We start from the raw sequence: 14,239 nt of genomic DNA, 5'->3' as shown, positions 1-14,239 counted from the left end.
AGATCAAACGCTGCCTCAAACGCTACGTCGCCCGAGAGCTCTACCGACGCCTCGAAACCCCAACCGAAGCACTTGACGCGGCATAGGAGCGTCCGTCCTCCGATGCCATCCGGCCCCGCGCCCCGTCCCCGGGTGGGCGCCGACCTCGTCGACACCGCCCGGGGCGGGGGTCGGGTGCTCGGCCTCACCTTCGACGACGGGCCGAACCCCGCCGACACGCCGCGGCTACTCGACGTCCTGCGCCGGCACCGGATCAAGGCCGTGTTCTGCCTGTGGGGCGAGCACGTCGACGCCCACCCCGATGTGGTGCGCCGGATCGCCGCCGACGGGCACACCCTCGGCAACCACAGCATGCGGCACGAGGAGATGGGCTTCTGACCACCCGAACGGATCGAGGCGGACCTGCGGGAGGCCGACGCCGCCATCCGCCGTGCCGCCCCGGGGGCGCGGATCCCGTACTTCCGCGCCCCCTACGGCGCCTGGGGCCGGACCCCCGCCGTGGCCGCCGCCCTGGGCATGCGGCCGCTCGGCTGGCGGCTGGCCCTCGGCGACTGGGACCCGCCGGGCACCGACGAGCTCGTCCGCCGGCTACGCGACGGGATCACCCCGGGGGCCGTGGTGCTGCTGCACGACGGGGGCGGCGACCGCAGTCAGACCGTCGACGCGGTGGAACGCGTCGTGCCCCTGCTGGAGGCGGAGCGCTGGCGGTTCACCCTGCCGCGGCGGCCGGCCTGACCACGGCCTGACCACGGCGTGGGCCCGCCGGGGCGCAGAAGCGGGCGGGTCAGAAGCGGCGAGGACGATCTTGCCGATCGTCGAGCCGGCCTTCGACGGCCGCGTGCGGCCGGCGCAGGTTGGCGGCGTCGACGCCGTCGATCCGCGTGGTCATCGTGGTACGCAGGACCCCCTGTGACCGCCCACACCCACAAGACATCGACCTGACGCGATCTTACTGCGCCGGCCAGGAGCGGCCACCGATGCCGTGGCCCGGGCCGGCAGACGCCGCCAGGGCCCTCCGGGGGTCACCCCGTCGATGCCGGCGCCATCATTTCGATCCCGTCCCGCCATCCGGTCACCGAGGCGGGCCGAAAGCGTACGCATCGGTAACCGCCGTGGCGCGACGATCCACGCATTCCACGCCGCCAGACTATCGTCGCCCGACCCCACCCATCACCAGCCCCGGCCACATTTGCCCAAGGGGTGCAGACCATCAGGTTCCGCCCCAACAATCCGGCAACGCGACGCAACTGTCGAGCCGACCGCTGGCGGAAGTCGCGTCGGGCCGCCGCGAACGGCACGGCGAGACGCTGCACCCTCGCGCGATCCCACGACGCCGCAGAATGCAACTCCCACACCCTCCGGCCGCGCCCGCACGGCACGGGCATCCCTTACACCGCAAGGGGTCGGCAACGCCGCCCGACGACAGCCACGTCAACGCAGAATCGACGCGCTTTCCTCCCGAGTGTAGCGCATTTCGGCGCTTGGGGAGGATTTCGGCACCGTTGTGCAAAACAAAGGTTCACTCGGGCAACAATCTGTCAGCGAAGGCACCGAATTGACCGGAACCGACGCGAATACGCCCGCCCCTGACCTCGATTTAACTCTTCTGCAATATGGGTGTGGTCAAGTCGATCGCATGAAGATACCCGTGCCGGGAAAAACGATTCGGAGCGCTTGCCGGGCTCTCCTGTTCACGTCCGGACTGATCGCGCTGGCCCTACCCGCGATGGCGGTTCCCGCCGACGCCCAGGGCCCGGCCGCCACAGAGATCACGATGCCAGAGTGCGCATGGGGGTCGAAGTATGGGGTGACCGGCCTCAATGCCTACTGGCCGGATGCCGTCGCCACCTACTGGTCGACCGTCTACCCGGTGACAGCCGACCTGGAGATCTCCATCTCCGGGGTCTTCCCGGACGCCCGCTACGCGTCCTTCACCGTCTATGACGACAAGCCCACCTGGTTCAGCCGCGACGGTGCCAGCTCCAATCTGCCCGACCACCTCATCGAGCCCGATCCGGGCAGCGTCAACCCGTGGAAGACGGCCGGAGCGCCCGGCGGCCGGTTCACCCTCACGCTGAGCCACGACGCGACATCCGGGCTGCGCAACCGGTTGCCGTTGTCCCGAGAGGACGCCCTGCCCGGCACGAAGGCGTCGGTGATCTTCCGGGTCTACCTGCCCACCGGCGGCGACTCGACGGTGGTGCTGCCGACCGTGACCCTGACCCAGGGCGGCGTGTCGAAGACGCTACCCACCTGCACCACCAACACCCCGCCCCCACAGTCGAGCCCCTCGCCGACCACGCCGGCCCCCTCACCCAGCACCGGAGCGGAACAGCGGGCGCAGGCATCCGGCGCGGGCGGGTCGGGCCACTCGGGCGGCCACCCCGGCGGACCCGGCGGACCCGGCGGACCCGGCGGACCCGGCCACCCCGGCGGACCCGCCGGACCCGGCCACCCCGGCGGACCCGGCGGACCCGGCCACCCGCCGGAATTCGGCGAGAAGCTGTTCGTGCGCACCTCCGAGGTGGAAAACCTCGCCCCCAATCCCGACAATGCCTATCTCGGCACCTGGGTGACCCCGCCGGCAGCGGACCAGGTCGTGGTGATCCGGGGCCGGGCACCCCGGGCGGTCACCGGCACCCATCCGGCTGCCTGGCCCCGCCAGAACACCGACGTCCGCTACTGGTCGATGTGCACCAACCTCGGTGGACAGTACAAACCCGTCGTGATCAACCGGTTCGCCGAGGGGCCGGCGAGCTACGGGTGCCGTTACAACGATGACACCCGGCTCGACCGACACGGCTACTACACCTACGTCCTCGGCACCGAGGCGCAGCGGCCGGCCATCGAGGCCCTCGGGACCACGACCTTCCTGCCCTTCTCCGTCTCGTACCCGACGACCCCGCACATGGTCCTGCTGCGGCATCTGCTGCCGGTCGAGCAGTTCCCGCATGCCGTGCAGAACGTCCCGATGGACAGCCCGGCGGAGACCGCTGCGGCCGTCATGGGGTCGTACTACCCGCTGGTGACGGTCTGCTCGTTGGCCACGCTCACCGCCGAGGGGCCGTGCGGCTGCGCCACCTGACCCGGCGGGCCCGGCCGGTGAGCGCGGCGCGGTCGGGTCAGACGATCCTGAGCTGGGCCATCATGCCCATCGCACTGTGGTCGACCAGGTGGCAGTGGTACGGGTAGACGCCCCGCCAGGTGTCGAAGGTGGCCTGCCGCCACACGGTCTGCCCCGGCCAGACGGCCGCGGTGTCCTTCACAACCCCGACTCGGTCGGCTCGGCCGGGGCACCGCCCCGGTCGAGCGCCCGGAACTGCACCAGGCGCCGGTGGAAGTTGCGGCATGAAGGCGCTCGCCGAACAGGGCGGGCAGGTGCCCGGTGAGGTCGGCGAGCATCCGGCGCAGGATCGAGCCGTGGGTGCCGCTGCGGTAGGCCGGCGCGGCGGCGTGTCCGGGCGTCGGCGGCGCCGGCACAGGGACCGCCGGTCCCACCAGCAGCGTCAGGGTCGTCCAGAAAGGGGGTTAATCGGTAAGGCCATCCAGCAGACAGGGCATCACGGTGGCTGCGCGGAGGCAGGCTGCCTTGTTCAGGCAGCACCAGATATCAAGCAAGGAACTATGCGGACCGTTAAGGTCGCCGGCCGCGGCGAATCCGGCCACGGCACACCAGCCTTCCCATGCACTCATTGTCAGACGCTCTTCAAGCGCCTATCCATCAACTGGATTCGCCCAACCCGAGCGACAGCTACGTGATGTCCGGCAGGGACTCGGTAGGCATCGACAATCTGCGAGTGAGCTGGAGAGCCGCTCAACCCACCAGTTCCATTCGCAGCTGGGTTACGACAGGACAGCGCCCCTGCGCACGGCGTACGGGTTCAGCACGTCGGTCAGCTCGTCCTCGAAGTCGATCTCCGTGCCCACCCCGACGTGTGCGGCCAGCTCGACGAGGAGGTCCAGGGCGACGTGGTCCTCGAGCGCGATGCCGGTCGAGTCGAAGACCGTCGGACCGTACCGGGCCTGCGCCACGATGCCCGCGTCGGCACAGAGCTCGCTGAGCGCGGGGCCGAGGCGGCGCGGATCGAGGATCTGACTCTCGCCCTCCCGCGCCGCCTGCTCCGGGTGGTCGGGGCAGACGAGCGCCCGGTCCACCAGCGTCCGGGGCAGCTCGACCTTGCCGACGACGTCGGAGCCGACGGCGTTGACGTGCAGGTGCTCACGCAGCGCACTGTCGGGGAAGACGGGCCCCGCGCCGATGCCCACCGATGTGGCCGTGACCAGGATGTCGGCGGACCTGGCCACCTCCTCGGGCCGGGCGGCCGTCACCGCCAGCCCGGTGAACTCGACCCGCCGGCCGAGGGAGGCGAGGTGCGCGGGGTCGACGTCCCAGGCCAGCACCGTGTCGATGGGGAAGGTGAGGCTCAGGGCGTGCAGTTGGGTGACCGCCTGGGCGCCGCAACCGATCAGCCCGACCGTCCGGCTGTCGGGGTGCGCCAGCGCGCGGCTGGCCAGCGCCGACGCGGCACCGGTGCGCAGGGCGGTGAGCGCCGCGCCGTCGGCCACCACCATCGTGCGGCCGGTCCGGTCGTCGAAGCGGGCCACGCAGGCCGTGATCGTCGGCAGGCCGTGGTCGTCGACGTTCGACGGGCTGTACGAGACGACCTTGATGGTGGTGCTCTCGCCCCGCTCCCGGTGCGGCATCCACTCGATCACGCCCGGGGCGGGCCCCTCCCGCTCGAACGCGCCCCGCGCGGGCGACAACTCGGCCACCCCCTTGTGCACCTCGGTGAATTTCTCGCCGAGGCGTGCGATCAGCTCGTTCAGCAACGCGTCGACGCCGACTTCGTCCATTATTCGGCCAATGTGTCGCCGGGTCAGGATCAACATCGCGTTGGCACCCCATTCGACAGAGTCACAGTTTTGTTGGCCTGGAACGCGTTCCGCGAGGGAGCACCGGCGCGACGCTTCCATTTGGAATCGATTTACGACTATGCAAATGCATCGGCTTGCAACCAGATGGAATCGTAGTTGACCCCGCGACGGACGGCAATGTCAGATTGCCGGCGCGTCGACGGCTCGCGCGTTCGCCCAGGCCAGGAGGATCTCGCTCCGGATGGGAAATCCACCGCACGCGAATCACCGTCCATTGATCGGGCCCCCGCCGGAGCGGCGCGGGACGCGCGACCCGGTCGGCGCCGGCCCCGGCGGGCCGCCGGCCGCGTCCCCGCGCTGGACTACACTCCGGACCCGACGCCCGGACCCGGGCGTGACGAGGAGAGCCGATGCCGCAACCGTCCGGGTCACCCGCCGACGCAGGGTTCCCGCACGGCGACTGCCGGGACACGGCGCTCGGCACGCTGCTTCTGCTCGCCGGCGTCGCCCACCCCGAGGACCTGCTCCTCGGCGAGCTGGCCTTCGATGTCCCCGTGGACCGGAGCGTCGCGGACGGGCTCGCCCCGTCGTGCCGGGCCGGGAATCCCCTGCCCCCGGCCACCGGCCCGGACGGCACGGGCATCGACCGGTCCGAACGGCGGGCCGCCGACCTGCCCCAGCTGTGCCAACACCTGCGGAACCAGTCCCGGCACGGACGCGCGGTCGTGGTCACCATCGACCAGTACGACTACGAGCCGGCCCCCTTCCACCGCCGGGCCCACGTGCCGCACGACCTGGTGGTCACCGCCGCCACCCGCGCCGGTCTCGACGTGCTGGACAGCTTTCCCCGGTCGCGGTTCGCCGGCCTGGTCCCGGCGTCCCGGTTCGCCGGGTGGGCCGACTCGCCGCAGCTGGGCGAGGCGCGGTACCGCACCGTGGAGGTGACGCTGCGGCCCGGCGCGGCCGGGGAGGCCGCCGGCTGGCTGGCCCGCAACTGGCGGGACCGGATCGGACGCAACGTCGCGTCGATGCTGGACCCGTCCGGCCGGCACGGGGTGGCCGCGATCACCCTGGTCGCCGACCGGCTGGCGGAGTGGCTGGCCGGGCCGGATTTCCGGGCCGATCCAGGCCGCCGACGGGAGCTGCCGGTGAGCAGCTTCACCGACCTCGGCGCGACGCGCCGCGGCCACGCGCTCTGGCTGTCCCGGGTCGCCGGGCTCGGTCGTCCGGCGCTGGCCGAGTGCGCCGACCGCGTCCGCGCGGTGTCCCGGCAGTGGGACGTCGCCGCCTCGCTCTGGCTCGCCGGCCCCGGCCTGGGGGACGACCCGGCCGCCGGCCTGGCGGCGAGAGGGCTTCAGCAGGTGCCGAAGCTGCTGCGGCTGATCGCCGCCGCCGAGCGGCGGATGGTCGAGCAGATCGACACCGCCGTCCGAAGCGGACGGTGACGCCCGGCCCACATCGGGCTGTGGCGAAGCGTCCAGATCGGACTATGGCCGGGATCCGCATCGGACGGTCGCGCACCGCTGGCGACCGCCGCCGGTCGGGACGCCATTGACCGGCCAGCCAGCGAACGGCTAGCTTCTCGCTGGTCGAAGCGGTTCGATGCCCGCCCGGTGAGCCATCGGGCGACCAGGGCGGGCGACGCGCCCCGGCCACCCACCACCCACCCCGCCCGCCGGCCGGGAAGGAGCCCGATGCCCACCCACCAGGCACCGGTCCGCGAGGACCCGCCCGGCCCGACCCGAGCGGCGTCGGTGGTCGACCTGCTGCACCGGGTGGTGGCCCGCGCCCCGGACGCCGCCGCGCTGGTCGAGGACGGCACCGTGACCGGCTACCGCACCTTGTGGCGGGACGTCGGGGCGACGGCCGCCGCGCTGCTGCGCGACGGCGTCCGGGCAGGCGAGCCGGTCGGCGTCACCGTGCGGCGATCGACCACCGGCGTCGGCGCGCTGCTCGCGGTGCTGCGGGCCGGCGCGGCGTACGTGCCGCTGGACCCCGCCGACCCGCCGGACCGCCTCCGCGACATCGCGCGGACCTGCGGCCTGCGCCGGATCCTGCTCGCCGCGCCGCTGTCTTCGGCCGTCACCGCCGGCCTGCCGGTCCGGACGATCACCCCCGCGCCGCCCGCCGACCCCGGCACCGTCCGCCCGGAGGAACCGGCGGCCCCCGGGCCGGGCGACAGCCCGGCGTACGTCATCCACACCTCCGGTTCCACCGGCCGGCCGAAGGGGGTCCTGGTCGGACACCGGGCCCTGGCGACGGCCGCCACCGCGCTGGTCGAGGCGTGGCGGGTCTCCCCCGGCGACCGGGTGCTCAGCTTCGCGGCGCTGACCTGGGACACCGGCGGCGAGGAGATCTACCCGAGCCTGCTCGGCGGGGCGACCCTGGTCATCGACCGACGCGCCACGGACGGCACGGTGGCCGGGCTGCTGGCGGCGGTGGCGGCGAACGGGGTCACGGTCGTCGACCTGCCGACCTCCTTCTGGTACGAGGTGGTGGAGTTCCTCCGGCTGACCGGCCGGCCGTTGCCACCGTCGCTGCGCCTGGTCGTGATCGGCGGCGAGGAGGTCGCCGCGGGCCCGGTCCGCACCTGGTGCGAGCTGGTGCCCGACCACGTCCGGCTGGTCAACACGTACGGCCAGACCGAGACGGTCCTGGTCACCCACCAGGCGGAGCTGGGCGGCGCCGCCGGCCGGGGCATGCCCCACGGGGTGCCGGTGCCGATCGGCCGGCCGCTGCCGCACGTACGCCAGTTCCTGGTCCCGACGGCACCCGGTTCCCCGGTCGCCGAGCTGTACGTCGGCGGGCCGGCCCTCAGCCTCGGCTACCAGGCCCAGCCGGCGGCCACGGCGCAGCGGTTCGGCCCCGTGCCCGGCGCGGGCGGCGACCGGCTGTTCCGCACCGGTGACCTGGTGACCGTCGGCCCGGACGGCCAACTCGGCTACGTCGGCCGGGTGGACCGGCAGCTCAAGGTGCGCGGCCACCGGGTCGAGCCGGAGGCGGTGGAGCGGGCCCTGCTCGGCCACCCGGCGCTGGTCGCCGCGGCGGCGTACGGGATCGGCGCGGCAACCGGCGGCCGGCAGCTGGCCGCCGCGGTGGTGCCCCGCGCGGGGGCGAGCGTGACCGGGCCGGAGCTGGCGTCGTGGCTCGCCGAGCGGCTGCCCGGCCACCAGGTGCCGACCCGCTGGTCCGTGCGCGCCGCGCTGCCGCTGCTGCGCAACGGGAAGGTCGACCACGCGGCGCTCACCACGGAAGACGGCGGCCCGGGTGCGCCGGGAGCGGCCGGCGGCGCGGGACGGACGGACGCGCCGGACCACACGGCCCGGACCGACGAGTCGGACCGAGCGGGCGGGGTGCCGCAGTTCCCGGCGGACCCCGTGGTCGCCGAGGTCGCGGGGATCTTCAGCCGGGTCCTCGACCGCGCCCACGGGCCGGACGACGACTTCTTCGACGCCGGCGGCGACTCGCTGCTCGCCGCCCGGCTCATCTCCCGCCTCTACCGCCGGTTCGACGTCGAGTTCACCTTCGTCGACCTGTTCGAGTGGCGCACGCCGCGCGGCCTGGCCGGCCTGCTGCCGCCGGACAGGCGGGCGGGGGCCGGCGCGGGGACGGGGCAGGGCGATGGGTGACCCGGTGGCCGACCGGTGCCTGGCGGAGATCCTCGCGGTCTGTGCCGACGTGCTCGGCCGGCGACCGGCCGCCGAGGAGAACCTCTTCGACGTCGGCGGCGACTCGGCCACGGCCACCGACCTGATCCTGCGGCTGGAGGCCCGGCTCGGCCGGGAACTCGACGTCGCGCTGTTCTTCGAGGCCGAGGACTTCCGCGAGCTGGCCGCCCGGCTCGCCGGGTCCACCGACGCCCCGGGCGACCCGTCGGATGCCGGGGCCCTCCGATGACCGGGTCACCCGACGCGGCGCAGCCGCCCCGCCAGCCGAGTCAGTGGCTCCGGCCGGGCGAGGTCGTCCGGCACGAGCCCGGTCCAGCCGGCCGCCGCGAGCCGGCCGAGGACCGCCGGCACCAGCAGCAGCCGGCCGCCCGCCTCCAGGTAGCACCAGTCCGCGTCGACGTCGTCGAGCCGGTGGGGCAGGGCCACCGCGTCGCGCAGCGCCGCCACCGCGCCGCTGGCCGGGCCGCCGTTGCTGTCCGGGCCGGCGGCCCCCTGCTCCGGCGAGGAGAACTCCTCGCCGGGGCCGAGGCCCGCCTGCGGCGGGTCGCCGAGGTCACCGCCGAGTCGGGCCGCCAGCTGGTCGAGGGTCAGGTCCGGGCCGTCGAGGTGGGCCCGCAGGATCCGCTCCGGGCCGGTCAGCAGCGCCCGCATCTGCCCCGGGTCGAGGACCATGCTGTTGAAGCTGGCCAGGATCCACATCGCACCGGCCTCGACGGTGGTCATCAGGTACGCGTCGAAGCCGATCGGGTCGGGCGTCACCTCGTTGCGGCCCATCGCCAACTCCAGCTCGCCGGAGGTGGCCAGCAGGTCGGTCAGCTCCCGGTCGGAACGCCCCTGCCACGCGGTCAGCTCCGGGCTGTGGTCGAAGTTGACCGTCGTGCCGACCGCGAGGGCGACGCCGCGACGCCGCTCCTCGGCGGCCAGGATCTCCCGCAGCGTGAGCTGACCGATGCGGTACCGGCTTTGCACCCGCAACGTCCGCAGCCGCAGCCGCTCGATCAGCGTGCCCACCGACGGGCGATCCGAGACGTCGACCGTGGTGGGGAGGATGCAGTGGTAGCAGCCGACGACGTCGCGTTCCCGCAGGGTCCGCCCCGCGAAGTGGCTGCGCACCACGGTCACCGGGGCGTGCGACATGACCGCCAGCAACGCGTGCACCAGCGCCGAGTAGACCACGGCGGGGCTGGTGCGGTGCCGGCGGGCGGCCAGCACCAGTGCCGGCGGCAGCGCGGCGGAGCGGTACGTGGCACCGTACCGCTGGAACACTCCCGGGCGCAGCGGCGCGAACAGCCGGGCGGGGATCCGGCGGGCCTCCTGACGCCAGAACCGCTCCGCGGCCTCCCGGGCCGGCAGCAACTCGCCGGACTCCTCGTCCAGGGCCGAGTCGGCGGGCTGGTGGACGTCGGGATCGGCGTCGCCGGCGGCGGGCTGGGCACCGCCGGGCCCGGCGGTGTCGGCGGCACCCGGGGCGGCCTCGGTGTCCCGGCAGGCGGCGGCCAGCTCGGTCAGCACTATCCGCTCGCTGTGCCCGTCGAAGACCGCGTGGCTGACCACCACCAGCAGCTCCACGGCGAGACCGGCGGAACGGACGACGCCGAAGCGAACCAGATCGGCGTCGGCGGTGGTGAACGGCGGCTCGGCCAGCGCCCGGCGGAACGCCTCCCGGGCGTCGTCGGAGTCGTCGTCGCAGAACCGGACGGTCGGCTCACCGGCGTCGTGCACCACCTGCGCCGGCACCCCGGCGTCGTCGAGCCGGAACGTGGTGCGCAGCGCCTCGTGCCGGGCCAGGAGTCCCCGCAGCGCCGCCACCGCCCGGTGCGGGGCCACCGGCGGCTCGGGCCGGTGCGCCACGGTGATGCTGTTGCAGTCGCCCGTGAGCAGCTTCCACCACTCGAACTGCTGCGCCCCGCCGAGCGGCGCGCGCCGGACCTCCGCACCCACAGCCATCGGGCGATCATGCCACGGCCGGTCACGGGCAGCCGACGATGACGACGGTCGGGCCCCCGTTGCCGGCGGAGGAACTGACGGCGACGATGCAGCCGCCCGGCCGGGCCCGGGGGCTGCCCGCCGAGGCGTACACCAGCGACCGGGTGCTGGCCTGGGAGCGGGAGCGGTTCTGGCGGCGGGGCTGGGTCTGCCTCGGCCGCGCCGACCGGCTCGCCGGGCCGGGCGAGCAGGCGGGACTGGACGTGGCCGGGGCCGGGGTGCTCGTCGTACGGGACGCGTCCGGCCAGCTGCGCGCCTTCCGCAACGCCTGCCGGCACCGGGGGCACGAGCTGGTCGAGCGCGGCTGCACGGTGCGCCGACCGACCGTCTGGTGCGCGTACCACGCCTGGGTCTACCGCCTGGACGGCACGCTGCGCCACGCGCCCCGGTTCGACCCGCCGCCGGGCGCGGACCTGGACCTGCTGCCCGTCCGCTCGGCGCAGTGGGCGGGCTGGCTCTTCGCCGACCTCTCCGGCGACGCGCCGCCGCTGGCCGACGTCGTCGGCGACCTCGACGCCGCGCTCGCGCCGTACCGGCCCGGCGAGCTGCGGGTGGTGGCCACCGAGGGGTACGACGTGGCGGCGAACTGGAAGCTGCTGGTGGAGAACTACCTGGAGTGCTACCACTGCCCGAGCACCCACCCGGAGCTGAGCCGGGTGCAACGCACCGAGGGCGGGGAGAGCTTCGCCGCGACCGGCGGCTGGCTCGGCGGGCAGCTCGACCTGCGCAACTCGGCGGCGACGATGTCGCTGGACGGCACCGGCCCGGGGTCGGTCTTCCCCGGGCTGGACCCCGACGCCGCCCGCCAGGTCCGCTACCACCTGCTGCCGCCCGGCCTCTTCGTCACGGCGACGCCCGACCACCTGGTCACGCACCGGCTGGTGCCGGTGGCGGCGGACCGGACCCGGGTCGAGTGCGAGTGGCTCCTGCCGGCGGAGCTGGTCGCCGCAAGGATCGACCCCGGCTGGGCCGTGGACTTCTGGCACACCACGAACCGGCAGGACTGGGCGGCCTGCGAGTCGGTGCAGCGGGGGATCTCCGGCGGCGGCTACCGGCCTGGGCCGCTGGCCCCGCAGGAGGACCTGCTGCACGCCTTCCTGGGCCGGCTCGCCGGCGCGTACCTCTCCGGCGGGCCGTGGTGGTGCCCGCCGGAGGCCGCCGACGCCGGGCCGGCCGGTGCCCACGGACCCGGGCCGACGGCTGCGGAGCCGGCCCGGTGACCGGCGGCGGGCGGCCCGGCCCGGCGGCGGCGGCCGAGGTGGACGTGGTGGACGTGGTGGTGGTCGGCGCGGGCCTGGCGGGCCTGGCCGCCGCCACCGAGCTGGAGGCGGCCGGGCGGCGGGTCCAGGTGGTCGAAGCGCTCGACCGGGTGGGCGGCCGGACCGCGAGCCACCACCGGTTCGGGCAGGCCCTCGACGCCGGCGGCGCCTACGTCGGCGCCCGCCACACCCGGGTACGCGAGCTGGCCGGCCGGTTCGGGCTGGCGCTGACCCCGACCACCGCGCCGGGGGCGCACCTGTTCGACCTCGCCGACGGCCCGGTCCGGTCGGACGCGCGCCGGCCGGCGTTCAACGCGCTGGCCGTCGGCGACCTGCTGGACCGCCTCGACGACCTCGCCGCCGAGGTGCCGCCGGCCGATCCCCGCGCCGCCCCGGGCGCCGCCGAACTGGACCGGACGACCGTCGCGGCGTGGGCGCAGCAGGAGCTCACCCACCCGGACGCCCGGCTCCTGGTCGACCTGCTGGTCCGGCAGATGCTCGCCGCCGACCCGGCCGAGGTCGGCATGCTGCACCTGCTGTTCTACCTGGCCTCCGGCGGCGGGGTGCACTACCTCACGGCGTTCGCGGGGGGCGCGCAGCAGGACCGGTTCGCCGGCGGCGCACACCTGCTCGCCGAGCGGATGGCGGCGGCGCTGGCCCGGCCCGTCCGGCTCGGGACCCCGGTCACCGACCTGCGGCCCGCGCCACCGGACGATGTTCCGCCGGCGGACCCGGCCGGGGTCCGCCCCGGTGGCGTCCGGCCGGCCGCGGGCCCGGTCCGGGTCGTCGGCCCCGGCCTGGCCGTGCGCTGCTCCCGCGTGGTCGTGGCGGTGCCGCCCGGACCGGCGGGCCGGATCCGGCTGGGCCTGCCCGGCGTGCGCCGGCCACCGGGGCCGGCGCGGACCCGGGGCGCCACCGTCAAGCTGCATCTGGTCTACGACCGGCCGTTCTGGGCCGACGCCGGCCTGTCCGGCTGGGTGACCGCCGGGGCCGGCCCGCTGCGGTACGTGGTGGACGACTCCGCCGGCCGGGGCGGGCTCGGCGTGCTCGTCGGGTTCGTCACCGGCGCGGACGCCCGCCGCCACGCCGGCCTGCCCACGGCCGCCCGCCGGGCGGCGGTGCTGGACCGGCTCGCCGGCTGGTTCGGGCCGGCGGCCCGACGGCCGCTGGCGTGGTTGGAGCGGGACTGGCAGGCCGAGCCGACGGTCGAGGGCTGCTACGCGGCCGTTCCCGACCCGGGCTGGTGGACCACGGCCGGTCCACCATGGCCGGTCGTCGGCCCGGCTGCGACGGACCCGCCGGACGGGCCGGTCCACTGGGCCGGGACGGAGCGCAGCGCCGAGTTCTACGGCCACCTGGAGGGCGCGGTCCGCTCCGGGCAGGCGGCGGCCCGGCGGATCCTCGCGGCCGACCCGGCGTCCGGCCGGATGCTCCGGTGAGCCCCGCCGACCCGGATGGCCCGGTGCCGCCCGCCGGGCCGGTGCCCCCCGCCGGGCCGACACCGCCGGCCGACCCGGTGCCGCCCGCCGGGCCGGCCGGCGGCGGCCTGCGGTTCGGCCTGCTGCTGCCGAACGCCGGTTACTACGCCGACCCCGCCCGGCTGCTCCAGCTCGCCCGGGCCGCCGAGGGGTCGGGGTGGGACGGCGTGTTCCTCTGGGACCATCTGCTGCTCGACCGGGCCGGCCGGCTCCCGCTGGCCGACTCCTGGACAGCCGTCACCGCCGTCCTCGCCGGCACCCGGCGGATCCGGGGCGGTCCTCTGGTCACCCCCCTCGCCCAGCGGCAGTCGTGGAAGGTCGCCCGCGAGACCGCCACCCTCGACCACCTCTCGGGCGGCCGGCTGGTGCTCGGCGTGGGTCTCGGCGCCGACGCCGACGCGGACTTCGCCGCCCTCGGCCTCGATCCGGGCCTCGCCGCGCGGGCCCGGCGGGTGGACGAGTCGCTGGCGGTGCTGGACCGGCTGTGGAGCGGTCAGGAGGTCAGCCACCGGGGCGAGCAGGTGCGGCTGGACCGGGTCAGGTATCTGCCGACGCCGGTGCAGCGCCCCCGGATCCCGGTCTGGATCGCCGCCACCTGGCCGGCGCGCAGCCCCGGGCCGCTGGCCCGGGCGGCGCGCTGGGACGGTGTGGTCCCGATGGTCCGCGAGCCCGGCGGCGGGCTGCGGGGGCCGCAGCCGGCGGAGCTCGCCGCCGTCCTGGCCGCCACGCCGCCCCGACGGGCCGGCTGGACGGTGGCTGTGCCGGGGCGGCTGCCGCCGGACGACCCGCCGCGCGCCCGGGCCCTGGTCGCCGACCACCGCGCCGCCGGCGCCACCTGGTGGCTGGAGTCCTTCGACCCGTGGCGCCGCGACCCCCGGCAGGCGTGGGCGTGGGCCGACCAGGGACCACCCCGGCCATGATCCCGGTGACCCGACCGGCGGCCGGCCCGGACGGCCCGACCCCGCACCCACCG

Annotated in this window: 12 protein-coding genes; 9 read left to right on the top strand and 3 right to left on the bottom strand. The window is 75.4% G+C overall.

Annotation, left to right across the window (positions count from 1 at the left end; genetic code table 11):
* The first annotated feature begins 132 nt into the window (after nt 1-132).
* The 3 genes from ACFT41_RS18985 (at nt 133) to ACFT41_RS18975 (ending at nt 3,085) form a co-directional block, all read left to right on the top strand.
* Nucleotides 133-378: a polysaccharide deacetylase family protein gene (locus tag ACFT41_RS18985; RefSeq protein ID WP_377589740.1), complete on the top strand. Its 246-nt coding sequence runs from the start codon at nt 133-135 to the stop codon at nt 376-378.
* 120 nt (nt 379-498) lie between these two features.
* Entirely contained in the window at nt 499-735 is a 237-nt protein-coding gene (locus tag ACFT41_RS18980; RefSeq protein WP_377589741.1) for a hypothetical protein, read from the top strand.
* A gap of 1,072 nt (nt 736-1,807) precedes the next feature.
* Nucleotides 1,808-3,085, top strand: a complete 1,278-nt coding sequence (locus ACFT41_RS18975) for a hypothetical protein (RefSeq protein WP_377589742.1) — start codon at nt 1,808-1,810, stop codon at nt 3,083-3,085.
* Between the two features lie 37 nt (nt 3,086-3,122).
* Here ACFT41_RS18975 and ACFT41_RS18970 read toward each other — a convergent pair whose 3' ends face one another.
* On the bottom strand, nt 3,123-3,266 hold the full coding sequence (locus ACFT41_RS18970) for a multicopper oxidase domain-containing protein (RefSeq protein ID WP_377589743.1): 144 nt from the start codon (nt 3,264-3,266) through the stop codon (nt 3,123-3,125).
* A 577-nt stretch (nt 3,267-3,843) separates the two neighbouring features.
* Nucleotides 3,844-4,854, bottom strand: coding sequence for an ornithine cyclodeaminase family protein (locus ACFT41_RS18965; RefSeq protein ID WP_377589744.1), 1,011 nt, complete (start codon nt 4,852-4,854; stop codon nt 3,844-3,846).
* Between the two features lie 431 nt (nt 4,855-5,285).
* Between ACFT41_RS18965 and ACFT41_RS18960 the strand changes: the two genes are divergently transcribed.
* The 3 genes from ACFT41_RS18960 (at nt 5,286) to ACFT41_RS18950 (ending at nt 8,772) form a co-directional block, all read left to right on the top strand.
* Entirely contained in the window at nt 5,286-6,320 is a 1,035-nt protein-coding gene (locus ACFT41_RS18960) for a hypothetical protein (protein ID WP_377589745.1), read from the top strand.
* Between the two features lie 249 nt (nt 6,321-6,569).
* Nucleotides 6,570-8,504, top strand: coding sequence for an amino acid adenylation domain-containing protein (locus tag ACFT41_RS18955; protein ID WP_377589746.1), 1,935 nt, complete (start codon nt 6,570-6,572; stop codon nt 8,502-8,504).
* Nucleotides 8,497-8,772 (top strand): acyl carrier protein, encoded by a 276-nt coding sequence (locus ACFT41_RS18950; RefSeq protein ID WP_377589747.1) that lies wholly within the window; start codon nt 8,497-8,499, stop codon nt 8,770-8,772. Before ACFT41_RS18955 ends, ACFT41_RS18950 begins: the two co-directional genes overlap by 8 nt.
* 5 nt (nt 8,773-8,777) lie before the next feature.
* Here the strand turns inward: ACFT41_RS18950 and ACFT41_RS18945 are convergent, their stop codons facing one another.
* On the bottom strand, nt 8,778-10,490 hold the full coding sequence (locus ACFT41_RS18945) for a condensation domain-containing protein (protein ID WP_377589749.1): 1,713 nt from the start codon (nt 10,488-10,490) through the stop codon (nt 8,778-8,780).
* A gap of 86 nt (nt 10,491-10,576) precedes the next feature.
* Here ACFT41_RS18945 and ACFT41_RS18940 point away from each other — a divergent pair, with 86 nt between their 5' ends.
* The 3 genes from ACFT41_RS18940 to ACFT41_RS18930 are packed head-to-tail and all read left to right on the top strand — an operon-like array spanning nt 10,577 to nt 14,186.
* Entirely contained in the window at nt 10,577-11,749 is a 1,173-nt protein-coding gene (locus ACFT41_RS18940; protein ID WP_377613937.1) for an aromatic ring-hydroxylating dioxygenase subunit alpha, read from the top strand.
* Entirely contained in the window at nt 11,746-13,227 is a 1,482-nt protein-coding gene (locus ACFT41_RS18935) for a flavin monoamine oxidase family protein (protein WP_377613936.1), read from the top strand. The genes ACFT41_RS18940 and ACFT41_RS18935 overlap by 4 nt, the downstream gene beginning before the upstream one ends.
* Nucleotides 13,224-14,186 (top strand): LLM class flavin-dependent oxidoreductase, encoded by a 963-nt coding sequence (locus ACFT41_RS18930; RefSeq protein ID WP_377587099.1) that lies wholly within the window; start codon nt 13,224-13,226, stop codon nt 14,184-14,186. Before ACFT41_RS18935 ends, ACFT41_RS18930 begins: the two co-directional genes overlap by 4 nt.
* Nucleotides 14,187-14,239 lie beyond the last annotated feature (53 nt).

This window comes from Micromonospora sp. NPDC057141 (assembly GCF_042670805.1).
In the GTDB taxonomy this organism is placed as follows: Bacteria; Actinomycetota; Actinomycetes; order Mycobacteriales; family Micromonosporaceae; genus Micromonospora.
This window is presented reverse-complemented; position numbering and strand designations above follow the sequence as displayed.